This window comes from Cohnella sp. LGH, assembly GCF_017671885.1.
GTDB classification, from domain to species: Bacteria; Bacillota; Bacilli; order Paenibacillales; family Paenibacillaceae; genus Cohnella; species Cohnella phaseoli.
The window spans coordinates 808,157-832,209 of the sequence record NZ_CP072117.1 but is presented as its reverse complement, the minus strand read 5'-3'; the positions used below and the strand labels follow the sequence as shown (position 1 = coordinate 832,209).

Below are 24,053 nucleotides of genomic sequence, written 5' to 3'. Positions count from 1 at the left end.
TCGGAGAGTCACCAATATGGTTCATAGGAATACGGGCATGAACGCCATCGTCGTTTGGCTGCTTGCGGCTCTAGCTATACTGTGGAGCGCCGTCCCCTCCTCTTTCGCATCGTCTTCCGACGACGTTACCGAAGCCGGCGTCCTCGATCTGCGCGGCTGGAATCCGAGAGCGGAGAGCCCCGTCGCCTTAATCGGGCCATGGGAATTTTATTGGAATCGTCTTCTTGAGCCGAGCCGGATGGATCGAAGCTTGACGGACGCTTCGCTCTCCGTCGAAATACCGGCACAATGGCAATCCTATTCGCTCGACAACGAGCCGCTTCCTAACGAAGGCTATGCAACCTACCGATTGACCTTCACGCTGTCCGAAAATTCCGCCGTTTACCCGCTAGGTTTGTACGTGCGCAACGTAGCTACGGCCTATCGGCTCTGGGTTAACGGCGTACCTGCGATGAGCAACGGGAAAGTAGGCGCGGATGCCAAGTCGATGGTTCCGAGAAACTATCCAAAAGCGTCCTATTTTCAGCCGCGACCCGGCGTTAACGAAATTGTGATTCAGGTGTCGAACTTCGTGCAGCGGACGGGAGGAATATGGGAAGGTGTCGAACTGGGGGATGCGGAGAAAATCGCTTCGCTTCACCGAAACGATGTGATGATATGGGCCTTGATCGCGGGTGGCCTGCTGCTTATGGCCGTGTATTCCGTCTTCCTCTACCTGTTTCGCAGCCGCGAGCCGGCCGTCATCTGGTTCGGTCTGATCTGTCTGGCCGTCTGTGTTCGTTCGGCGCTGCTCGGCCCTTCGTTCGCTTATGTTTTGTTTCCGGGGCTTAGCTGGGAATGGGGCGTTAAGCTGGAATATCTCTCGGAGATTGTCACCCTCGTCTGCATGGCCGTATTCGTCCGCAAACAGTATCCGCAAGAAGGCATTCGTTTCGCGGTTCCCTTCTTCGGCGCGGCTCTCGGCGGCTTCGTCGCGTTCGTGCTGACAACACCGGCGAAGGTGTACACGCATTACCTGGTCCCTTACATCCTGGCGCTGCTCCTCCCCGTTTACCTTTTCGTGCTGTACAGCTACGTTCGCGCCGCGCTTCGCCGCAGGACGGGAGCCCGCGTCAACGCGACCGGCTTTGCCGTTTTCTTCGCCTCCGTCATCCACGAGATTTTATACTACACGGGGTTCGTATCATTCGGAGGGCTTGTCTCTTACGGCATGCTGTTCTTCCTGTTGACCCAACTGCTTAATCTCTCGTCCATGTTCGGCAAAGCGCTGAACCGTTCCGAGGCGCTCTCCCGTGAGTTGGCCCAAGTCATCGAGGCCCAAGAGGAGACGATCGTTAGCCGGACAGCCTCTTTGCAGGAGCTGAATCGCAAGCTGGAACAGGGAAACCGGGAGCTTACAAGGCTCGAACAGGTGCGCAGCACGCTGCTGGCGGACGCGCATCATGATCTGACGACGCCGCTGACTTCGATCAAAGGCTTCTCGAAAGCGATCATGACGTCCGTCATTTCGGAGGAAGCGCCTCAATACGCCCGGCGGATTTACGAACGCAGCCTGTTTCTGGAGAAGCTGATCGACAATGTTTTCGAATTAAGCCAATTGAAAACCGAAGAGCTTCAGTTCCGGTTCCAAGAGCTGCCGCTGCTGCCCTTCCTTCGACAGTTGACGCAGAAGTACGAGCCAGAAGCGTTGTCCGGGAACGTCTCGTTGCTGTGGGAGAATCCGGAGCCTGCCCTCCTCCCGTCCGGGGAAATTCGCGCGATCGTCGATCCCTACCGTTTTGAACGCGTATTCGCCAACCTCGTCGGCAACGCGATCAAGTTTACCCCCGGCGAAGGCCTCGTTCGGGTCTGGATCGAATTCCGGCCAAGCGAAGATCCGGAGGAGGAGGAAGATCGAGTCGTCATTCATATCTCCGATACAGGGGTCGGCATCCCCGAGCCCGAGCTGCCCCTCATATTCGAGCGCCATTACCGAAGTCCGTCCGGGCCCAACGACAAAACGGGAAGCGGTCTGGGACTGGCCATCTGCCGAGAGATTGTCGCACGCCATCGGGGCGAGTTCGGAGCAAGCAGCATCCCCCGGCAAGGCAGCGATTTCTGGATCGCGCTGCCTGCCCTCATCCGTCGGCCTGAAGCGAATCAAAAGCTTAACCCCCAAGGAGAGAGCCTATGAATCGGAAAATTCTGCTGATCGAGGACGACGCCGATATCTGCGACCTGGTCGCTATCTACCTGCGCAGAGAAGGACTTCTGGTCGATATCGCGCCCGATGCGGAGCAGGGATTGGATATGTTCCGGCGCAACGATTACGACTTGCTGATCACCGATATTTTGCTGCCTCGCATGGATGGTCTGCAACTGGTCGAGCGGATTCGGCGCGACTCCGACATTCCGATCATTTTCATGACCAATAAGAAAACCTCGCAGGATATCGTGAACGGCTTGCAGCTCGGCGGAGACGATTATATCACCAAGCCTTTCGAGCCGGAGGTTCTCGTTGCGCGCGTGTTAGCCGGACTTCGCCGTTACTATACAGGACGGGGAACGGGCAAAAAAGAGGCGGGAAAGCTGTGGGAGGACGGTTGGCTTAAAGTCCATACCGGACGGTTGGAGGTATTCGTCGACAACAAGCCGATCACCCTGCCGGCCAAGGAGCTGCAGCTCCTGCTGCTGCTTCTCGAGCATCCGAATCAGGTGTTCAGCGTCAGGCAATTGTACGAGAAAATATGGAGCCTGGACGGCGTAAGCGACGAGCGCACCGTCATGGTCCACATTCATCATCTGCGCAAAAAAATCGAGAGGGATGCAGCCAAACCCGCTTATATTGTGACGATTCGCGGGTTTGGCTACAAATTCGGCGATACGGGGAGAATAAGCTGACCGCTTAAAACAAGATTCATGCATCCATATCTTATTACGCGGTCAACCGCTCTCCCGTAAGGCTTGTTCCTTTCCAAATCATGCATAAAGAAGCTGCCCCCTAAGTAAAAGAGTCGTAAAAAATGACTCTACTTATGGGACAGCCCCTACTGTTCGGATATAATTAGGACTCCGCCGCCTGCGTTTCCCGCCGCAGCCCTTGGTTAAGATCGTGCCCGGTCGGACTCTGGAAAATGCGCAGGCCGAAGGTCGGAGCGGAGGCGAAAATGTGGTCGAAAATGTCGGATTGAACCGACTCGTAGACGGCCCAGTTCGTATCCTGTACGAAAGCGTAGATTTCCAGAGGCAAACCGTGCTCCGTCGGCGCCAGCTGTCTGACCAGCAGCGTCAGGTCCCGATGAATCAGCGCATGCTGCCGCAAGTAATTTTCTATGTAAACGCGGAATACGCCGATATTCGTCAGCTGCCTCCCGTTCACCTCCAACGACTTGTCGATGCCGTTACGACCGTTGTGTTCGGTAATTTCCCGTTCTTTATTTTCGATATAATCGGCCAACAACTGAATCCTAGTGAACCTTCCAAGCATCTCGCGCGAACAAAAGCCGATGCTGCTCGCATCGATATAGACGGCCCGCTTAATGCGGCGCCCGCCTGCCTGCCTCATCCCTCTCCAATTGCGGAACGAGTCGGAAATGAGCGCATAGCTCGGAATCATCGTAATCGTCTTATCGAAATTCAGCACCTTGACCGTGTTAAGAGAAATATCGATCACATCGCCGTCCGCGTTGTACTTCGGCATCTCGATCCAGTCTCCCACGCGCACCATATCGTTGGCCGAGAGCTGCACGCCGGCGACAAGCCCCAGAATGGAATCCTTGAAGATCAGCATCAGAACGGCCGACAGCGCCCCCAGGCCGCTTAGCAGCAGAAGAGGACTCTGCCCGATCAAGCCGGAAACGATAATAATGGCGCCGATAATGAACACAAAAATTTTGATTACTTGCGTGTAGCCGCGAATCGGCTTTATTTTGGAAATTTCATAGGTATTGTAGATGTCGTTGCAAGCATTCAGGAAGGCGTCGATCGCCATCATGCTTACGATGATAATGGTAATGACCGCCCCCTTCTCGATCAGCGTCTGATAGTGCGGGAACACCTGCGCAAAATAATAAATGATGACAGCAGGTACAATGTGGGCCAGGCGGTGGAAAACTTTGCGCTCCAAAATGACGTTGTCCCAAGTGAAGCGATTTTTCATAATGAATGAGGCGATGACGCGCAATACGATTTTCTTGGTCACGAAGTTCGCCACTGCGCATAGCCCGACAATAAGTAAAATGACGATGATATTGGCGAGATACACCGTTACGGTCGACGAGACTCCCTGCTCAAGCAATTGACGCTTAATAAAATCCATTCATTTCTCCTTATGCAGATAAATTTTGTGGCTTCATTATAACACTCTCTGCATAAGTCGCAAGCCGCCGAAAAAGAATCAATTCAACGGCAGATGAATCGATAATTCGCATCCCGCGGGTTTGCCTTCCGGATCGGCCGAAGACCCGATAAACACTTCTCCTCCCAGCAGCTCCACCCGCTCTACAATCGACGACAGCCCGAATCCCGGAACGGCGGACCCGAACGGTTCCCCGTCGTTCATAAGTCGAAAATGCAGCGTATGCTCAGAACCGCGAATCGTAAAGCGCGCGGAAGTACATTTGCCGTGGCGTGCGGCATTCGTCAACCCCTCCTGGAGCGCATGATACAGCACGCGCTTCGTTAGCGCGCCAAGCGTCAGATCGGAAGGCAGAGCAATCTCCGTCTGAACCCGAATGTCCATCGTATCCTCGGTATATTGAATCAGCTCCCGAAGCGACGCTTCCAGCGATAGCGGCGGATGCTCGTCGTCTACCTTCATCATCCGAACCGCTTTGCGGATGTCGTCCAGCCCTTTGCGCACAAGCTCGCTTAGCAGATCCAGCTTCTCGACGGCCAGCCGACTATCCCGATCAGCCAACGTCTTGGTTGCTTCGATCTGCACAATCACCGCGGTAAGCGTATGCCCCACCACATCGTGCATCTCGTAAGCGATGCGATTCCGCTCCTCCAGTACGGATTTTTCGGCCAGCGTCTCGGCTTTCTCGCGCAGCGTCAGCGCCAGACTGCGGTTGGCCTGCTCCAATTCGGACGTTCGCGTCTGGACCAGCCGCTCCAGATTGCGATGAAAGTGCTCCAGCTCTTTGTTCTTCGCCAGCAGCTCCTCGGCGCTGCGCTCCGCCTGCTGATGAACCTTGCGTACTCTGCTAACGATGACCATGGACATGCAGATAATGAAAAGAAACAAGGCGTTGGGCAGCAGCCCTTCAATGACCTTGAACCCGTAGGCGTGCGCGCTCAGCCAATCGGTTAATAGATCCGGCATCGTATAAAAAATCAGGCTAACGGTCGCACAGACGGTAAAGGTGGAATTCCCGCGCATCAGCCACAGCCGCTCACGACGTTCGGCGACCGACGAGACGCCATTGTCGAGCGGGAGCTTCCATAGCTTGTAGTAGCTCAGCGCGTAAGCCACAAGGATAAAACCGACAACCGCGGCGGCTGCGTTGCCGTACATTCTCGCTTCCAGGAAGAGCCGCGGCAGCAGAATCGCGGCTGCGACGGATAGAAGACAATACAGAGACATGAGGCCATGCACGATAAGAATAATCGGTTTACGGCCGGCGTTAAGCGCACTTGTGTAAAATCCGATGCAAGCCCATATCGCCAGAGGAATGAACAGCTCATTCCAGTAATAGACCTGCTCCATCTCCGCAAACCATTGCATAAACCGGCAGGATAGCAGAAAGGAAAAACCCATAGAGACGCAAAACAGAGCAAACCATCCGTACAGCGGCACCTTGCGCCTCATAAACATGCTCAGCCCGACAAAGCCGACCGCCAAGCTAAGAACAGCGTAAATCGCAAATGGCAGCTCCGCCCGGATTAGCCAATATAGAATCTGATCCGGCTCGCCTGCCAAAACCATGTCCTCATCGAGAGAAGCGGCGCCGTTCCACTCCGTTCGTATGAACAGCGTCTTCCCTTCATCCTCTTGACCGATCGGGATAGGGTGAATTATTTTCATGACATGGATACGGCTCCACGCCTGCTCCAAATTATACCGATATACGGAGTCCTGATTCACAAACACTTCAAACCGATCCATGCGGGTCAAAAATAAATACGGGCTTCGCCAGGCCAGCTTCGGCAAGCTCCGCTGCAGCCACACCGTCCCCTTGTACCCCTTCAGCAGGCCCTTGGCTTCCACTTCATCGAACGGCCGCCACTCGTTTCCCTTTGGCCGCTCCGGGCCAAACCCGATTTCCAGCCGTTCGACAAGCGACGCGAAGCGCTCGCGTTGATGATCCATACGGCTATTCGGTTCAAGCAGCAGGGAGGGGAGGAAAGTGCAGAAGACGATCGCGCAGACGAAGCACCACACGAGGAGTGAACGACGTTCTGTTCTCATTCCAGCAACAAACCTTTAAGAATAAAAATCGCCGCCTGCCGGTCGCTTGTGCCGAGCTTATTATAGATGACGCTAATATAATTCCGTACCGTGCCTTCGCTCATAAAAAGCGTCGACGAAATTTGGCGATTCGAATACCCTTCAACCAGCAGCACGATAATTTTCCGTTCACGCTCCGTGAAAGAATAGCCGCTCTTCTTCAGCTTGACTTCGTCCAGCGTATCCGCTCTTTCATTAGAGAGCACGGACAGCTTGGCGGCAATCCTCGAAGCAATCTGGGCGGGCAGAATGACGTCCCCGTTCATCGCTTCATGAATGGTTTGTACAATTAACTTGGAGGGCATATCCTTCAGCAGAAAGCCGTCCGCTCCGCCCGCCATCGCATCGACGATAAACCGATCCTCCGCGAAGGTGGTCAGCATCAGCACGATTGTGCCCGGAAGCTCGCGCTTGATTTGCTTCATAGCTTCAATGCCGTCCATTATCGGCATCTTGATATCCATCAACACAACATCCGGCCTGCATGCCTTGGCGGTCTGCAAAGCCTCCAGTCCATTCTCGCACAGGCCAACGATATTCAAGCCTTCCTCGGCCTGAAGGATCGTCTGCAATCCCTCGCGCAGCAGCCGCTGATCATCCGTTATAAGGATCGAAATCATGCCGTATCCACCTTCTGTCCTTTCAATTATCGGGCGCATTTCCTACCATGTTGGCAAGATTGTAGCAGATGCCGGCTGGATCGTACAGGGCTGCCTGAAGATCATGTCTGGCGCTCGACGCTGCTGATCTTGGTTGCGGTCACGGTTTGGCGAGCATGCCCATAATCATGGATTCGAGCTGCGACGGCTCTACGGCACGATTGTAAACGCCAAGGAACGTGCTGGTCGCTTCGGGACTAGCGGCGATAATTTGATTGACCATACGCTGCTCCTGCGTGAACGGAACGTTTTTCGTAAATTGGCAGGCCATTTGAAAACGCGGCATCAGCTTGGCTTCCAACTGCCGATGATATTCTTCGGCCATTTGCTCCCAGTTGTCCGACCAATGGCTCTGTCGACTCAGGATGCCTGTCAGAATACGCGCTGCGTAGAGCGCGTCCGGCATGCCTTGACCGACGACGGGATCCTTGAAGGATAACGCGTCGCCGACAAGCGCCCATCCCTTGCCCATGCCCTGGAACCAATCATTATTGTAGCCGTGCAATCCTCTAACCTTCTCGGCCTGCCGGGCCCCTCTCAATCTGGCCTGAAGCGGCGAGCCGACAAAGCCGCTTTCCGCAATCTCCAGCATGGCGGCATCCGGCGAGCTCTGGAACCTCCCCATCCAATATTCGTCCGTTAACGGGAACATCGCGCCTACGACATACAAATTGTCGCTCGTAGGGAACACAATGCCCATCGTGTCGCCGATTTTGTACAGCTCCACATGAATATCGCCATCCTGCTTATAGTCTTCATAGTAGCCGACGTAGGAAGCAAAATCTGTGGGCACGGACATCAAGCACGGACTGTTCACGAGGCCGCGCAGCGTAGATAAGCGACCGTCCGCTCCGACCACCAGTTTGGCTCGGAAGCTCGCCGCCTCTCCATTGCGATATACGCCCTTCACTCCCGTCACCGTTTCTCCTTCCTTAATCACGTCGGTGAGACGGAAGCCCGGTATCATCGTCACGCCGCCCTGCGCCAGAGCATGCTCCTGCAGCATCAGATCCAAGTATTTGCGCCGAATGCACAGGCACTGCGTCTCCCCGTCAACCTCCGGGAAACGGCCGTCGATAACGATGTCGTCGAATTGGATAAGCGCTCGCTTGTAAAGCGGCGTGCTCGTCTCCAACAGACGGTCGAGCACCCCCATCTCCCGCAGCATCGCCAACGAATTGTTAAGGAAATTATGCGTGGACAGCGTCTCGCTTGGAAAATGCGCCTTATCGAGCATCAATACCTCAAATCCGGCCTTCGCCAATTCATAGGCAAGCGAAGCGCCCGCTACCCTCGCCCCGACTACAATGACATCATAGCTGATTTTCATATTTTAACTTCCTCTCTCGCCGTTTTATTTCATTGTAATGGAGAGAATATGCCGCCAATAGTTACGGACTGTCATTGTTTTTGTCATGATCGGCTCGAAATCGCGGACAGGGAAGGCGTTCGGAATGTCGTGGAAAAAAAACGGAAGGCATGACGGTCATCGGAGAAGCGTCTAACGGGGAAGAAGCGGTTTCTCAAGAATGCCGATAAGGACGACATCGTCCGCGCGATTTGATTCGTCGCCGCCGGAGAAGCGATCTTCGGCGGGGATATCGCCAACCGGGATATTTGAGAAGGAAGCGGCAGCTCAAGCGGCTAGCGGCATTTCGATCTCCAGCTCGCAGCCGAGCGGCTTGCCGTCGGCGTCGACGGAGGAGCGGATAGACACTCCTCCGCCCAACAGCTTCACCCGTTTGATCATAGACGACAGCCCGAAGCCGGGAGCGGCGGAGCCGAACGGTTCCCCGTCACTGACTAGCAGAAACTTCAACATCCCGTTGGACGCGCGCAGCGAGAAGCTGGCCCGGGCGCACTTGCCGTGACGAATGCCGTTGGTCAATCCTTCCTGCAGCGCGTGATACAGCGCTTGTTCGGTTAGCCTCCCAAGCTCCGGCTTGGGAGAAAGCGAAATATCCGTCTCGATGGCGATTTCCATCGTTTCTTCCGTAGATTGAATTAGCTCTCGAAGCGCCTCCTCCAGCGTCTGAGACTTCGTCGCCTCGTCGGATCTCATCAGCTTCACCGCCCTGCGAATATCGTCCAGCCCCTTCCGCACGAGCCCGTTCAGCAGTTCCAGTTTCTCTGGCGGAACGCAGCCCTGCTGTTCCGCTATTTTTTTCGTCACCTCGAGCTGGACGATCGCAGCGGTTAGCGTATGTCCGACCACATCATGGATTTCATGCGCGATACGGCCTCGCTCTTCTTGCACCGACAGCTCCGCAAGCCTCTCCGCATTGCGTTGAAGCCTCGTCAGCTCCTCGTTTTTGACGCGCAGTTCGGCCGCAATGCGTCTCGCTTCTTGACGAACTTGATGAAGACGGATCGCGAGAATCCCGACCAAGCTGCAGGACACGAACAATAAGCCGATAAAAGACTGGCTTTCGCCGAACGGATACGCCATGCAAGCGATCGCAAGCCATACGAGCCGGCGACGATCGGGCGGCTGAAGACCGCTCTGCGGAAGCGCGTTCTGCACGGTCCATGCCGTCCGTCCTCCCGCTGCCCGGCTAAGCGGCCAACGCTTTATGCTTTCCGTCCACTTGAATCCGCTCTCGTAAGAGACCATCTGTTCATCACCTCGTTACCTCCATCATACTTGCGGTCCGTTCCCGGCCACAAGAGTCCCGTTCCCGACGACGCCGGGAAATTCCCGGGAGCAGATCGGGAACGGATGAAACGCCAAAAGAGGCTGTTCCATAAGCAGAGTTGCATGAGAGGATCGATTAAACAAACAAGGTGTATGTACCTCTCGGAGACCTAATCATGACCCGCAGCGTATCCAATTTATTGGATAATAAACTTTTACGACGGGTCTATTTGCACACATGAGCTTACGCAGGGAAGTTAGTCGGAAATTCGTACAACGCAGCTCGAACCAGGCTTAAACGGCGGACGTTTGTAGGAAAAACCGCACAAAGCAACTCGGATCAGACTCAAACGACGAACGTTTGTAGGAAAGATCGTATAAATCAACCAAGATCAGGGGTTACCCATTCAGGATTTCAGGAGCGTATAGCATCGGAGGGAGGTATATACACCTTTCACCTTGTTCCTCGATTATCTATTACAGCAATTTGGTTGGTTGGGTTATGAAACAGCCTCGGTTCGTGTCGGCAACCGTTACGCTATCGCTCAGTGATGGATGAGTTTGAAGCCCCCGATCAGCGGAAGCGGTTTGCATTTCCCCCCGGCGGCGTTCACGATTCCAAGAATTGCGAGAATGAACAAGGCCAGATTGGCGAGCGGGCCGATTAGCAGCCAGCCGATCACCGGAATAATCGTGCTGACGATATTGATAGCGACCAGCGCCAGAAACAAGATCAGCCCTTGGTTGGCATGATACATCGCGAACCTCGATTGTTTGGCCGCGAGCAGCGGGATAAAAAAGAGAATGTAGCCCAGAATCGCCATCCCTTTATTGTTGGCGATATCCGTCGGTTCGGCTTGAAGCTCCGTATTTTCGACGTTCATTGTTCATTTTCCTTTCCTACGGTAGAGTGGATTTTCGTTTATTCCTCGGCCTCCGGTTTATTCGAATAGACCAAAGCTCCGGTAATAGTTTTGTTGTCCTCCAGATCGAGCTGCAGCGTATAGACGAACCGTTCCGTACCTTTCTGGAACGAATGGTTAATCGTCTGATCGGCCTCCAGCTTATGAACCTCCGAATAGCCGGCTTGCTGCGCGTAGTCGGAATACAGTTTGACTACGTCCTCGTACGGCATTTCCGTTTCGATCGTTACCGTGACGGAATTGCTGCCGCTGATGGACGCCGTAACTTGAATCTCGTCTGGAATCGGCACATCGGACGGGAACATATCCGGGACGTCCGTTTTGCTGGAAAGCTTAATCTCCTCGCCGTCTTCCTTCGTAATCGTCGTCGTTCCCTGTTCCGCCTCTTTTATCGCCTTTTCGGCCTTCGAGCAGCCTGTCGTGATCGTCATCGCCAGCAGCAGGACGGCGAACAGAGCCGCGCTCAGCTTTTTTCCATTTTTCATTTTGCGTTCTCCCTTATCTTTTTTTGAATTCGGACGATTACCAAGACCATTCTTCCTCGTTCCGATCTATCCGATTGCCGTTAAGATCGTAGACCGCGTCCCAATCTATCTTCGACGGGTCCTCGGCCGGCGGCTTGACGACATCAAGCTTCAGCTCGAGCTCCATTTGTTGAATCTTGGCCGTGACGCTTCTAAAACCGGAGATGACCGAGGAATGAAAAGGATCGTCCTGCCCCGGGTTCACGACCCTGATCAGCAATTGCTGGGGCTCGGCTCCGGGAGGCGCATAGACCGCGCTTACCTTGTACTTGCCGACTGGCACGTTATGCACGCCGTAGCCGTTGTTCGACCTGCTGCCCTTGCTGACGATATTCTTGCCCGAGGTTCCGTCCATCATCTTGCCAACCGGCTCGAGCGTCAGGGTGACGTCGTCCCGGTCCGGCGGCTCGGCGACCGGGTCGAGCGGATGAATGAGATCCATCATGTAGAACAAAACTTCTCCGCTTCCCCCCGTTCCGGTCGAGCTGTCGAGCTTGACGGTAAAGTTCCGGATAGCGCCCTCATTGCCGGCGAACGGACTATCGTCGTCGGGCGTCAGATCCACGCTATGCTTCGCTCCCTCGTACATGACCGAATATTCCGCATACGCCATATACGTCGCCGCCATTTTCGTCAGCTCGATCCGATAGCGTCCGTTCGCGTCCGTCTTCGCTTGCGCATTGCTGTTGTACAACAGTTGATTGTCAATCGTGATCAAAGCGCCCTTAATCGGCTCTCCTTGCGGGTTGACGACTCTGCCCTTCACGACGTACGGCTCAGGCTGCCCGTCATTGCCTCCTTGAGATTGTCCGCCGTTGCCCCCCTGCGGCTGTCCGGCGGAGGCGGCTTTTCCGATGTGGATTACCGTCGTTCCTGATACTTTCTCAGGCGTAACCGTATATCCGCTGTTCTCCGACACGAACCGCAGCGGAATCATCGTGCTGCCCCGAATCGTCTGCGCCGCGACGGACAGCTTGACGGCTTTGCCGTTCACTTTGGCGGTCAGGCTGCCCAGCGTCAGCTCGATCTCCACGCCTTCCTTCTTCCCGATCGCCTTCTGCTTGGCGCCATTCCATTCGACCTTGTATCCCAGCGCCTCGAAGGTCGCACGGAAAGGAACCAGAGTTGTCCCGTTGCGAATAATCGGCTGCTGTCCTTCGTATTTGAGCAGCTTGCCTCCCACATAGACCTTAACGTCGTCATCCTTGGCCATTGCGAACGAAGTCGTGCTCGTAAGGACCAGAAGCAAGCCTGACAGCCAGATTAACGCCTTCGCCGAAAGCTTCCCCATTCTCCCATCTCCTTTTCTTGCTCCCGCACCTGACTCGAACTCGAAATTCGTTACCATCTTATACCGGCTCCCTATGACGCGCTAGTTACACATTGTCATCATCCTTGTCATAGTCCCGGAATCCGCATCCGACCATGCTCCTGATCTTTCATTCCATCTTGTAAACGGACGAGATTGTGTGTCACAATAATAGAAATTGCTAGAAATCCCGCTAATTTCGGGAGGGAACGTCGGAGACCTATGAGTTTAATAACCAAAATGATTCTGTTGATCTCAATGCTGATGCTTCCCGTCATTTACCTCTTCATCCATACGAATCGTCAAAGCATCGATCTCGTAAAATCGCAAATCGACTTTGCGAACGCGAATCGGCTCGAGCATTTTCTTAAGGAAATCGAAGACACGCTGGAGCAATTTTCCGGCTATTCGGGCATCATTTTGTCCGATCCGGATTTCGCGGAGTTCGCCGGCGGCTCGGTGCCCGAGAATCGCTACGAATTCGCGGAGCTGCTGCAGCGGGCCGAACGCAAGCTCAGACTGTTCAGCTCGGCGACCCGGTGGGTGAACCGAATCAATCTGTATTTCCCGCAGTCCCGCATCGCAGTGTCTTCCGATCGCCCGCCCAAATACGACGAAATCTCGTTGGCATCCAGGCTTAACCCCGAATGGCGATTGCGCCCGGTTGTTGTGAACGGGATCGCCGCGCGGGCTTTTACCCGTTATTTCGTCAATCCCTACTCCGGCTATGCCGATCTAAATAACGCTTCCACTGTCATCGAAATCGAGCTCATGGAAGACAATGTCATCGAGAAGCTGGACAGCTTCAAATCCAAGGGCATCAACGATCCTTTCCTCGTCGCCAGCACAGGCGAAGTCGTGTTGAACGCCACCTCCGACGAAGAGACGGCCAACCGGCTGATCGGCGCGGCCAATCTGACAAACCGCTCCGGAGACGTGGCTTACAGCACAATTAAACTGGACGGCAAGCAGATTCGGGTATACATGCTGCGCTCGGAGATTCTCGACATGACTTTCGTCGATTATGTTCCGCTAGAGGATATTTTGGCCCCGGTTACGCAGGCGCAGAGGCAATTCATTCTTACGGCCGCGCTGCTCATTCTGCTCGGCATTGCCGTCGCCATCATTCTTTACTTCAATGTGCAAGTACCGATCCGGCTGCTGACCCGAGGCGTTGAGAAGCTGAAGGACGGCCATTTCTCGGTACGCGTCCGCTCGCGCACCGGTCCCGACTTCGAAAGACTCGTGGGTCGTTTTAACGAAATGGCGGCGCAAATTCAGCATCTCGTCGAGAAGGTATACCGTGAAGAAATCCGTTCCAAAGAAGCGGTCATGAAGCAATTGCAGTCGCAGATCAACCCGCACTTCCTCTATAACAGCATGGCGTACATTATTAGCATGGTGAACATGAACCGCTTAAGCCAGGCTGTGAACATGGGGCACGAATTATCCAATTACTTCCGCTATACAACGCGGAATAGCGAAATGGAGACAACGCTTGGAGAAGAACTGGCATTCGTGCAAACGTACCTCTCCATCATGGAGGACCAACTGCAGAAGATCAGCCACTCGATCGACCTGCCGGAGGCGATGCTCGAATGCCGCATCCCCCGCCTGCTGATTCAACCGCTCGTCGAGAACGCGATCGTTCACGGGCTGGAAGAGAAGCTTGAGCGCGGGCACATTTCCATCATTGGGATTACGGACGGCGAGTGGCGCCAGCTTCGCGTCGAGGATGACGGCGTGGGGCTGTCCGCAAATGCCTTGCAGTTGCTGAGGCTTCGACTGTCGCTGCAGGATCCTGACGGGGGCAGCTTCGGCCTTTGGAACGTGAAATGGAGGCTTCACTATCAGTTCGGAGAAGGCTCGGACATAACTGTCTCTTCTGTCGAATCGCAAGGCTTTACCGTTCAATTGCGCTGGAAAGAAAGGCCGGAAGAAACGGCCTATGGAAACGGAGGCCCGACATGACAACGCTGATGATCGTTGACGATCACCGACATATCGTTCAGGATCTGGCGACGACAATCCCCTGGCCGAAGCACGGGGTCGATCGCGTGCTGCAAGCGCATTCAGGTCCGGAGGCGCTGAAGCAGCTGGACCTTGAGCCTGTCGATATCGTCGTAACCGACATCCGAATGCCTGCGATGTCCGGACTGGAGCTCATTCGGGAGATCGCGAGCCGGAGTCCGGCGACAAGCTGTCTGCTCTTGACGGGACATGCCGAATTTGAGTACGCCAGAACGGCTGTCGAAATCGGCGCGGTCGGTTATTTGCTGAAGCCCGTCAGACACGAGGAGCTCGTCGAAGCGGTCAAGCGGATTCTGACCGGGCGCGCAAAGAAGGAACAACAGGCTGCGGAAACGATGCGCATGCGCGACATGCTGCAAATGGAACTGCCGCGCATGAAAGCCGAGCTGCTGGCTGCGCGGACGGATGCCGAGCAAGCCGCCGAAGCGGAACGGGAACGAATCGTCGGGGACATTCACGATGTCGTTGGATATGCCCTTACGGCCATGATTGTGCAGTTGGAGGCAGCAGGCAGACAGCTTCTGACGGATCGCGAAGCGGGGATGGAACGCCTCGAGCAATCCAGCCGGCTAGCTCGCCAGAGTCTCGATGATATTCGCGAGACTCTGGGACGCTTGCGAAATCGTTATCCGGGATACGAAGACGAAGAAGACGAATCCCCAAGCGATCTGGAAGGATTGATCGAGCGTTTCGCGCGCGGCGCGGAGCAAGCGGTGCGCATCACTATCGAACGGCGCATGAGCTTACCTGGCAAAATCGAGGATCCGGCTCTGATCAAGGCGCTGATGAACGCATTGATGGAAGGCGTCACGAACGGAGTGCGTCATGGCGGCGCCGGGAAGTTCCGCCTAGCCCTCGATGCCGACGACAAGGAACTCCGCCTCGAACTGTGGAACGACGGCAGACCGTTCGACGGCGCTGGTCCCGGCAACGGATTGTCGATCATGAACGAGCGGATCGCCAGATTAGGCGGCAGGACGGCGCTCGCCGGGACGCGTAATCCGGACGGCGCGCAGCTTTCGATCTTCTTGCCGTTATCTTCCGAAACTAGAATCGCCGAAAACTAGATTTCCAGCGGAGGTGAACAGAAACAGAATGAGGCTTTCGGATCAGGAGATTCGCTCCGGACAGTCAGGCGTGCGATTGTCGCGCGTCGCATTGGCTCTTGTGCTTCTCTTGCCCGCATTGGCGGGCTGCAGCGGGCAGGAGACGAAGGAATCGGCGCCCACGGCCGTTGCCTCCGCGAGCGATCGATGCGAGGAACTGACGGTTATCACAACGGCGAGGGCGTTGCGGGATTTCGATATCTTAAAAGGAAACGATACGACGGACAACAATCCGATCACGAGATGGGCGCGCGATCGGCTATGCGTCGTGCAAACGAATCAATGGCTGGTCGCCGATCAGGATCATGCGTTGGAAGATCGCATTCGCACCGCTCTCTCGAACAACGAGCCGTTGCCGGACGTGCTTTTTTTGCGCAGCCAGGATTTGCCGTCGATCCTGCGGGATCTAATTGACGCCGATCGGATTCAAGAGATGGGAGCCGTATTCGAGAAGTACGCATCCGAACGGATCAAAGAGGCGTACGCTCTGAATCCGGACGTATGGAAGTCGGTCACGCTGGATGGCTCGCGATGGGGGCTGCCGCAGATATCGGCCGCCAATTTGGCCGATCCGATTTTATGGATCCGGCAGGATTGGCTGGACGCCCTCGATCTTGAAGCTCCCGCAACCTTGGACGAACTGGAAAAAGTGATGGATGCGTTTACGAATCGGGACCCGGACGGCAACGGAGTCAACGACACGGTCGGCATTGCCGTTGCGGGCCAAAATACGCTCAATGGCTGGATGGGCGACGTAAGCTTTATGTTCGGCGCTTACGGCGATCAAGCCCATCAATGGAACCGCGCGCCGGATGGAACGCTCGTCTACGGCTCCGTTCAACCGTCGGTCAAATCGGCGCTGCAACGATTGGCGCAATGGTACGAGGCCGGTTATCTGGCGAGCGATTTCGGCACGCATGACGAACAAGATGCGGCAGTGCTCATGACCTCGGGCATTGCGGGCATGATCTCCGGCCCCGGCTGGATGGGAGGGTGGCCGCTTGGCGAAGCCGATCTGGAAGGGGCCGTCTTCAAGCCATATCCCTATCCCGCAGGCGAAGACGGCCGAATCGGTCGGATCGGCACCCTTCCCTCCTACGGCAGCTACTTGTTCCGCAAGGACTTCGACCATTTCGATAAAATCTTTGCCTATTACGATAAAGTGTACGGAATGTTGATCGAGGACCCGGAATCGGATTTCTCGATCGGACTGGCAGAAGGCTACGACTACATCATCGTAGACGGAGAACCGGAATATGATTTTCCCGGCACGACCAGTACGATCGGCAATTTCTTTCTCGTCGCTCCCGGAAGCGCTCCCTCGAAGGCCATCAAGGGAGGCAGCCTGGAACGCCGGGTCCATAACGGGAAAATCGACAGCTATTACGAGAAAAAAATGGCGACTACCGCTTCCCGCTTGTTCCTGGAAGGCAAGCTCGCCGTCGAACAACAGCCGAACATTTCCCATCCGGAGCAATTTGTCGGTCCGCAGACCCCGACAATGGCCTTGAAGTGGCGCCTGCTGAACAAAATGGAACAGACGACCTTCCTGCAAATCGTTTACGGGTATGCGCCGCTTGACGAGTTCGACCGATTCGTTCGGGAGTGGCACGACAGCGGCGGCACGCAAGTGACCGTCGAAGTGAATGAATGGGATCGCATGTCGGATGACAAAAAAGATGACAGCCTGTAACTAGGGAGGCTCTCGGCATTCTTTTACAATGAAAATAAGGAACTTTATTTTCTTGGGAGGAATGAACATGAGCTTCATGAACAAAGTGAAATCCGGCTTTTCGGAGGCGGGCAGCAAGGCGAAAATCGTCGTGGAGGTCAACAAGCTTAAGCTGCAAAACAGCAACAAGCAGAGGGAAATCGAGAAGCTGTATCAGAATATCGGCAGGCTGTTTTTCTTGAATGCGGTCGGTCGGCTGGAGGACGTCGCGGAAGCGAATTATCAATCCGACGTGGCGGAAATCGTACGGCTGGAAAGCGAAATCGAGGAAAACAAAAAACAAATCAAAACGCTCACGAATGAAAAAGACTGTGTTTGCGGCAAACCCGCTTCTCTGGATGCGCGGTTCTGTCCGTCCTGCGGGCATACTTTTTCGGCAACGGACGGGTAGGAACGGAGGATCGCCATTCCATGAAAAGCTGGCTTATGAACAAGAACGCCAAGATCGCCCTTCTCCTTCTGATCGGCGCGCTCTTGGCGTTTGGCGCTATTGTCGTATTTCTCAAGGATAGCCGGAGCCCGCGCGATGCAGCCGTCGGGTCCGTCGCTCCGGGACCGTCCGGAAGCGTAGAGACTGTCAAAGATTTGCCCCGCAGAAAGACGTATCCGATCGGCAAGTGGGACGTTGCGATCCCCTATTTGAATCCATTCGGCTCCCAGGACAATTATCAATCCGTCGACTACACCCCCAATCAGACTCAGGAATTCAAATACGTCGATGATGAAAATATGGAAACGTCCCGAATTACCGGCGGGGATCTCTGGGAATTGCAGGTTCAGTGGAAGGATGCTCAAGCCGACCCATGGGAGGATTTGCGGCTGTATGTTACCGAGCTCGGCGGCAAGTTCTATATGGGCGCCTCCGAGGACAACTGGGTGCTTCGCGCCGACGATCCGGAAGGCACCGTCTGGTGGGCAGCCGCCGCCAAGAACGGCGAGGGCTACCTGATGAAGGTATACAGGGAGCTTCGTCTCAAGCATGGACCGTCCGTCGCCTTCCAGACGTCCGCTTACCCGAATCAGGAAATCTACTTTATGACGTCCAATGAGCAGCATAAGTACCAGAGCCTTAAAGTCGACCTGGCGGAAGGCCAAGTCCGCTTGGCGGGCAAAGGCGTCTATTCGCAAGGGCAGTACCGCAGAGATATGGCTTACAATCAGGAGTTGTACGCCTACAAGACGAAGCATTACACGCTGGACGATATTCCGCAAAGCACGTCGGCCCCGTTGCTGTGGAAGCTGACTTGGAGCCCGGACTCCGATCCGCAAGAAATCGTGCTTACGCTTGAAGAAAGCGAGGACATCCGTCCGGTTAAGGACGGGGAACGGCTCGGAGCGCTTAAGGTGCGCGGGGATGCGCTGGGCCTGATCACGGTCGAAGCGCCTCCGGGAGTTACGTTGACCCATCCGGAGCTGCATCTGAAAGGCGACAAAACGCCGGAAGGAGACACGCTGTTCTGGCTTCCTTCCGGCTTCTGGAACGTCGTCGTTGAGCCGGACAATAGAACCCCTCTCAATACGAGGCTTGTTCCCGTTAGCTCGGGAGAGATGACGGAGCTGGAGATCAAACCGCTGCTGCAGAGCGCCTACCGCAACGACGGAATCGGAGATGCCAGCGGCGAAGAGAGCAAGGTGAAAATCGAGGAAGCTGTCGAGCTCGGCGATCAGGCTCGCTTGACCTTCATGCTGCTCGATTCTCAAAACCCCAAGTTTACGCCCGCTATGAAGGATATCGATATTGTAGAGGGCGGCAAATCGGGCACGCCGGTTAAGCTCAACCGGATCGCGACGCCGCCAAGCGTCGTGCTGGCGCTGGACTCCTCCGGCTCCATGTCGAAGTCGATGGAGCAGGTGCTGGAATCCGCCCGCGCCTTTATTCAGCGGCTCCCGGACAACGCCCATATTCAGGTGATCGATTTCGATTCCGAGATTCGGGTGCTGGAGGGCAGCAGCAAGAAGGAAGTGCTGGCGAATCTCGATCAAATCAAAGCCAAAGGAAATACGAAGCTGTACGATTCGGTCGTCGAAGGGTTGACCTTGCTGAAGGGGAAGCAGCGGCCGACGCTGGTCGTGTTTACCGACGGCGTGGACAGCAATACCGAGAAAGCGGGTACGGGCAGCAAGGCGAGCAAAAGCGAAGTCGAGCAAGCCGTGAAAAGCTCCGGCATTCCGATCTATTCGATCGGCTTCGGCCCGGATCACGATAACTCGACGCTGCTGGAGCTGGCCGGCATGTCGGAGGGCACGTATTATTCCGCACAGGATGCAGCCGCGCTGAACCATGTGTTCGCCGCCATTAACGACAGGCTGGGCAACCGGTTCGAGCTCACCTACGAACGGCCGAAGGAGCAGTCGCCGTCCGACGTTCCGGTCATCGCGATGACGCTGGACGTGAGCGGCTCGATGGATGTCGATCCCGCTTCGGGCAACGGCGATTACCGTATCGACAAAGTGAAGCATCTGTTCCATGACTTCATCAGGCAACTGCCGGACAATAGTCTGATGCAGCTGCTCAGCTTCTCGACAGAACTCAAGTTCGATCAGGTATTCACGTCCCGCAAGTCCGAGCTGCTGCAAGCGCTGGGCAATCTGAAGGCCGGCGGAGGAACCGAAATTTTGAGTTCCGTCTTCGAGACGTACCATTCGTTAAAGCAAATCCCTTCCGAAAAGCGCGTCATCGTCTATGTGACCGATGCGGCGCTTGACGTCGAGGAGAGCAAAAAAGCCTTTTTCGAAGAGATGCTTAACGGGATTAAAAAAGAAGGCATCCAAGTGCTGTGGGTGGGCCTTGGCACGAGCGGCAGCGAGGAAGCGTTCAAATGGGCGGCGGAGAAATCGGGGGGCAATTACGTCATCTCCGAAGACCCGGTCGTACTGGCCAAGGCGTTCCAAGAGGCGCTTGTCGAAGTCCAGAAGCGGCCTTCCAAGCAGATTCCGCTGATGCTCTCCGTCCGCAACGAATCGGATGACGGCCTCGCTCGCATGTATGCGGCGGACCGTTTGGTCGATTTCCCCGTGCTCGTCGATGCAGGCGATAAGGTCGAATTTCAGACGATCGGCTTCGAGACGGGCAAGAAGGTCGCCCAATACGAGCAAGCGACGGCTGCGCTCGTCTACGGACGCGATCTGCCGAGCGAGGAGGTCAAAATCTACAAGCGCCTTCCGCTGAACAGCCAAGGGAAAAACAAAGCGGTCGAATGGACGGCGCGGGAGCTCCTCTTGCTCAAAAAGCTGAAAGGCGTAGATGCGCCGGCGAACCGAAGCTTTGCCGCGATCGAGATGGAGCTGACCAACATTCATCCGGACGGGGCCGATTACTTAATTCCGAACTTCGCCTCGCATTTCTTCATGAACGTCAACGGCGCAGGCACCTATCCGGCTTCGACGGCGACCTGGCTGACTGAGCAGCCGCTGGCGGCTCCCGGACAAGGAGACGTCACGGTGAAGAAGGGAGAGACGGTTCGGGGAATGCTCGTATTCATCGTCCCCAACGAGAAGATGGAACGCGCGTCCGTCCACTACTACGACATCGAACATGGTCATATCTCCCTCGCCTTGGCAGGTTCCCTGCCGAAAGAGGACCCCGATGCGCTGGCCGGCATGCCGACAAGCGCCACAGGCAAGCTATCGGATACGTTCGAGCTGGTTTTAACGGCAGTCGGTGAAACGGACCATATCGAGAAGGTCGCCCTAACCCGCAAAACAAGCATGTTCAAAATCGTGGAAACCAGATTAATGTCTCTCGTTCAGGCCGACTTGAAGCTGAACCCGCATGAGCGGTTTTATCTGAACGTCAAGACCGCCAAGGGCCCTTTCCTTATCCCCGTTCATATGGCTACCGCGCTGTTGCCTCATGGCTTGCTGCGGCCCGTCCTATTCGGCCCAGGGTCCTCCAACAAAGCTCGACTGGCTTTCCAGACGCCGAATGCGCTGGCAGCTATGCCGACGGAGCTATACGTCGATCTTTTCGGCGGTGCGACGGTGCTTCCGGTAAGCGGAGGAGGCTCCACTGGTGAAAACGGCTCGATGGAGGGATTGAGCCAAGGCGGCGCTGCGAAGGCGATCCAAGGCAAAGGGGTTTCGCTGACCGTCAACTCGCTGTCCCGTATCCGCGACATGGAGTCCGGCAGCGGCAACTTCGTCATCGCCGACATCACGGTTGCCGACGAGTCCGACGGCTTCGGATCGTCCGGCTTCCGCGAGACGTTTAAGCTTGCGCCGGTTCAAGCGCCGGCAGGGCGCGAGGCTGCGGAACTGCAAGCGGACCCGATCACCGACGGGCTGCTGCTTGGCGTCAATAAAGATTGGGCCGTATTCGACGGCGCTTCACGGCGCGGGCTGCTTGTGTTCTCGATTCCTAACAATCAGACGGATCTGAACTGGACGCTGCAATCCGACCTGTTCGCCGGCTTGAATCTTCCCGTCGGCAGCGAAACCTATAAGGAAGATGATTTGCTCGTCAAACGGGTGGAGCCGCCGCTGGACGAGAAATTCGACATCCAGCTCTCAGCGGCGCTCACAGAAGCGATCAGCCGTCACCGCTCGCTGGAGGCGGCCAAATCGTCGGCTAACGCTGTGCGGACAGCCGATTTCGATCCCGGGCAAGGCCGCAAGGAAGGTATTCCGGCTCCTCTTCCTATCGTTCGCGGCATGCTGCAGCTGGAAGCGGTCAAGACGTGGTCCGACTTCCAGGCACTGGTCGAGGGACTTAGGTGGCTGCCCTCCGCGGACTTATATTCAATTTACCGCAGCGCTCCGGAAGCCGTGCTGACCCAAGGCTGGGGAACGGAAGGCGACCTGGCCAACCTGACAGGAGGCTTGCTCGCCAAGCTCGGTTACAGCCCGGCGCTTAGAGTGGTGCAGGTCACCGATCGGGGAAGAACGGCGCTTGAGGAACTGGGCTCCGTAGATGCGGTAACCCTGAAGCAGCTGCCGGCATGGTCCTACTCCGACGAACAGGGACAGACGAAAATCTTCGTCGTGCCGTTCATGAAGGACTTGTCGGAGCTGGACGGTCTGGCTTTCTTCCCCGGCGGTCAGGAAAGCAAACGCATGACGTCCGCGCAAAGCACGATCAGCGTCTATTTCAAGGCCGAAGCGAAAAAAGACCGGGGAGTGGGCGGCATCGTCGGTGACATCGGGGGCGCGCTCGGCGGGGGCGGCGGCGATGAGCGACCGCTCATCGAGGAAGTTCGCGTTCTGGAGGCCGTGCTGAACCTTGATCAGTTAAGCCGCGAGCCGGTGGACGTTCGCGCGGGCGGTTCCGGCGGCAAGTTTACGGCCGTGCTGGAAAGCCAGACGCTGCAGATCGTCGGCAATCGTCTCATTGACACGAACGAACAGAAGATCGTCGGCGTACGCATCGAGGTTCAACTGCCGAAGAAGAAGCTTATACACGAAACGCAGCTCAAGAACGGAGAAGAGATCGCCGATCTCTTCCATACGATCGCGATTAATCTCCCCGACTTGCCGGCCGAAGCAGCCGAAGAGCTGCAGCAGGCAGCGGGCCGAGTGCACAAGGCGACGGAAAAACCGGATGACCGCTCTGCGCTCGTCTGGTATACCCGAAGCATTCTGTATCGGATCATTGCCAGTCAGACCGCCTACGAAAGCGAGCTTGCGGAAGTTCTGGACGTTACAGCAGGCCGTGTAGACAAGGAACGGGTCGTATTCGTAACCGTCCGCAACGACCGGGCGCAGGCGAAGCTCCGAACCAGCGTCGACCTGCAGCAGATCGCCAATCGGATTCATCGGGGCTCGGAGGAAGCCGTCCACGGCTTTCAGATCATGAGCGGTTTGTTCGCTTCCCGGCTCGAAGGCGCGGCTCTGCCTGGCGACAAAACCGATTTCATGGACGTCTGGCAGAACAGCCAGGCAAATACGTCGCTGTTCCTGAGTCTCGCGAACAACCGGAAAGAGGATTTAAAATATATGGAGGAGCATGGCTTCCCGGACACGCTCATCGAGCGGGCCAAATCCTCCACCGCAGCCATGCTGATCCCGAATCGACCGACGAGCATTCAGGGAGAAAATCGCTGGGCCTGGCTGGAGATCGACCCGGACACCTACGAGACGATTTCCGTCACGGATACGGGCGAGCATGGCAGCTTCGCGGAGTACCTGATGGCCTTGGAACCCGTATCGCCGACTGGCGACGACTATATGGCTTTCATGGCCGGCGCTTTTATCGGCGTCAGCTCGTCGGTGTGGAGCGTCAGCTCCTTCTCGTTAATGCTGGACGATTACGAACAAATCCTCAAAGCCGCCAAAGCGTATACGTACGGCTTGGGCGAAGTGCTGAGCGGTTTTATGAGCAACAAGGATCTCCCCAAGCTCGAGTACAGCATCGGCTCGCTTAAGCTGAAAATAACGGATTTCGATGCGGATAAACTGGCCAAACAGTTCCACATTCTGAAATCGGGCAAAGCGGTGGAAGGAGCCGGCGACCTCGTAGGCTTCGGGCTCGGCTTCCAGATCGGCGCCGCCTACTATTTTGAACAAGCGGAGAAAGCGATTCAGAAGCCAACCGTCAAGAACGGACCACCAAGCGGAGGAGCCAGCAAGTAAAGCGAAAGGGATCGGTCCCGCAGGCAGCGATTGCGCCGCCTGTCGGGACGATCCCTTTTAAGTTGATCAATCCGGCAGACCGATGCACGAAAGAAGCGACCGCCCCTCCGTCAGGATCGACGGACCGGGAAGCCGCTTTA

15 protein-coding genes are annotated in these 24,053 nt (G+C 55.9%); 7 read left to right on the top strand and 8 right to left on the bottom strand.

The features are described from left to right. Window positions 1-16 precede the first annotated feature (16 nt). Both J4772_RS03300 and J4772_RS03295 read left to right on the top strand, forming a co-directional pair. Complete coding sequence (locus tag J4772_RS03300) at window positions 17-2,173, top strand: sensor histidine kinase (RefSeq protein ID WP_209074140.1); 2,157 nt, start codon at window positions 17-19, stop codon at window positions 2,171-2,173. After that, the gene (locus tag J4772_RS03295) at window positions 2,170-2,880 is read left to right on the top strand and encodes a response regulator transcription factor (protein WP_209074139.1); all 711 of its coding nucleotides are present in this window, start codon (window positions 2,170-2,172) and stop codon (window positions 2,878-2,880) included. The genes J4772_RS03300 and J4772_RS03295 overlap by 4 nt, the downstream gene beginning before the upstream one ends. A 163-nt stretch (window positions 2,881-3,043) precedes the next feature. Here the strand turns inward: J4772_RS03295 and J4772_RS03290 are convergent, their stop codons facing one another. The 8 genes from J4772_RS03290 to J4772_RS03255 form a co-directional block, all read right to left on the bottom strand. Continuing rightward, complete coding sequence (locus tag J4772_RS03290; protein WP_209074138.1) at window positions 3,044-4,297, bottom strand: mechanosensitive ion channel family protein; 1,254 nt, start codon at window positions 4,295-4,297, stop codon at window positions 3,044-3,046. Between the two features lie 78 nt (window positions 4,298-4,375). After that, window positions 4,376-6,388, bottom strand: coding sequence for a sensor histidine kinase (locus tag J4772_RS03285; RefSeq protein WP_209074137.1), 2,013 nt, complete (start codon window positions 6,386-6,388; stop codon window positions 4,376-4,378). Further along, entirely contained in the window at window positions 6,385-7,047 is a 663-nt protein-coding gene (locus J4772_RS03280) for a response regulator transcription factor (RefSeq protein WP_209074136.1), read from the bottom strand. Before J4772_RS03280 ends, J4772_RS03285 begins: the two co-directional genes overlap by 4 nt. A gap of 139 nt (window positions 7,048-7,186) precedes the next feature. Next, the gene (locus tag J4772_RS03275) at window positions 7,187-8,416 is read right to left on the bottom strand and encodes an NAD(P)/FAD-dependent oxidoreductase (RefSeq protein WP_209074135.1); all 1,230 of its coding nucleotides are present in this window, start codon (window positions 8,414-8,416) and stop codon (window positions 7,187-7,189) included. 306 nt (window positions 8,417-8,722) lie between these two features. After that, on the bottom strand, window positions 8,723-9,700 hold the full coding sequence (locus J4772_RS03270) for a sensor histidine kinase (RefSeq protein WP_209074134.1): 978 nt from the start codon (window positions 9,698-9,700) through the stop codon (window positions 8,723-8,725). Between the two features lie 566 nt (window positions 9,701-10,266). After that, window positions 10,267-10,605: a DUF4870 domain-containing protein gene (locus tag J4772_RS03265; protein ID WP_209074133.1), complete on the bottom strand. Its 339-nt coding sequence runs from the start codon at window positions 10,603-10,605 to the stop codon at window positions 10,267-10,269. Between the two features lie 38 nt (window positions 10,606-10,643). After that, window positions 10,644-11,129 carry a hypothetical protein gene (locus J4772_RS03260; protein WP_209074132.1) on the bottom strand — a complete coding sequence of 162 codons (486 nt, stop codon included), beginning with the start codon at window positions 11,127-11,129 and terminating at the stop codon, window positions 10,644-10,646. A gap of 37 nt (window positions 11,130-11,166) precedes the next feature. Next, a complete protein-coding gene (locus J4772_RS03255) occupies window positions 11,167-12,459 on the bottom strand; it encodes a stalk domain-containing protein (RefSeq protein WP_209074131.1) in 1,293 nt (430 codons plus the stop codon). Between the two features lie 240 nt (window positions 12,460-12,699). Between J4772_RS03255 and J4772_RS03250 the strand changes: the two genes are divergently transcribed. The 5 genes from J4772_RS03250 (at window position 12,700) to J4772_RS03230 (ending at window position 23,913) form a co-directional block, all read left to right on the top strand. Continuing rightward, window positions 12,700-14,448 (top strand): sensor histidine kinase, encoded by a 1,749-nt coding sequence (locus J4772_RS03250; protein ID WP_209074130.1) that lies wholly within the window; start codon window positions 12,700-12,702, stop codon window positions 14,446-14,448. After that, window positions 14,445-15,575 carry a response regulator gene (locus tag J4772_RS03245; RefSeq protein WP_209074129.1) on the top strand — a complete coding sequence of 377 codons (1,131 nt, stop codon included), beginning with the start codon at window positions 14,445-14,447 and terminating at the stop codon, window positions 15,573-15,575. The genes J4772_RS03250 and J4772_RS03245 overlap by 4 nt, the downstream gene beginning before the upstream one ends. Before the next feature lie 28 nt (window positions 15,576-15,603). Next, window positions 15,604-17,307, top strand: a complete 1,704-nt coding sequence (locus J4772_RS03240; protein WP_209074128.1) for a type 2 periplasmic-binding domain-containing protein — start codon at window positions 15,604-15,606, stop codon at window positions 17,305-17,307. A 67-nt stretch (window positions 17,308-17,374) separates the two neighbouring features. Further along, window positions 17,375-17,737: a zinc ribbon domain-containing protein gene (locus J4772_RS03235; RefSeq protein ID WP_209074127.1), complete on the top strand. Its 363-nt coding sequence runs from the start codon at window positions 17,375-17,377 to the stop codon at window positions 17,735-17,737. Window positions 17,738-17,757: 20 nt separating this feature from the next. Then, entirely contained in the window at window positions 17,758-23,913 is a 6,156-nt protein-coding gene (locus J4772_RS03230) for a vWA domain-containing protein (RefSeq protein ID WP_209074126.1), read from the top strand. Window positions 23,914-24,053 lie beyond the last annotated feature (140 nt).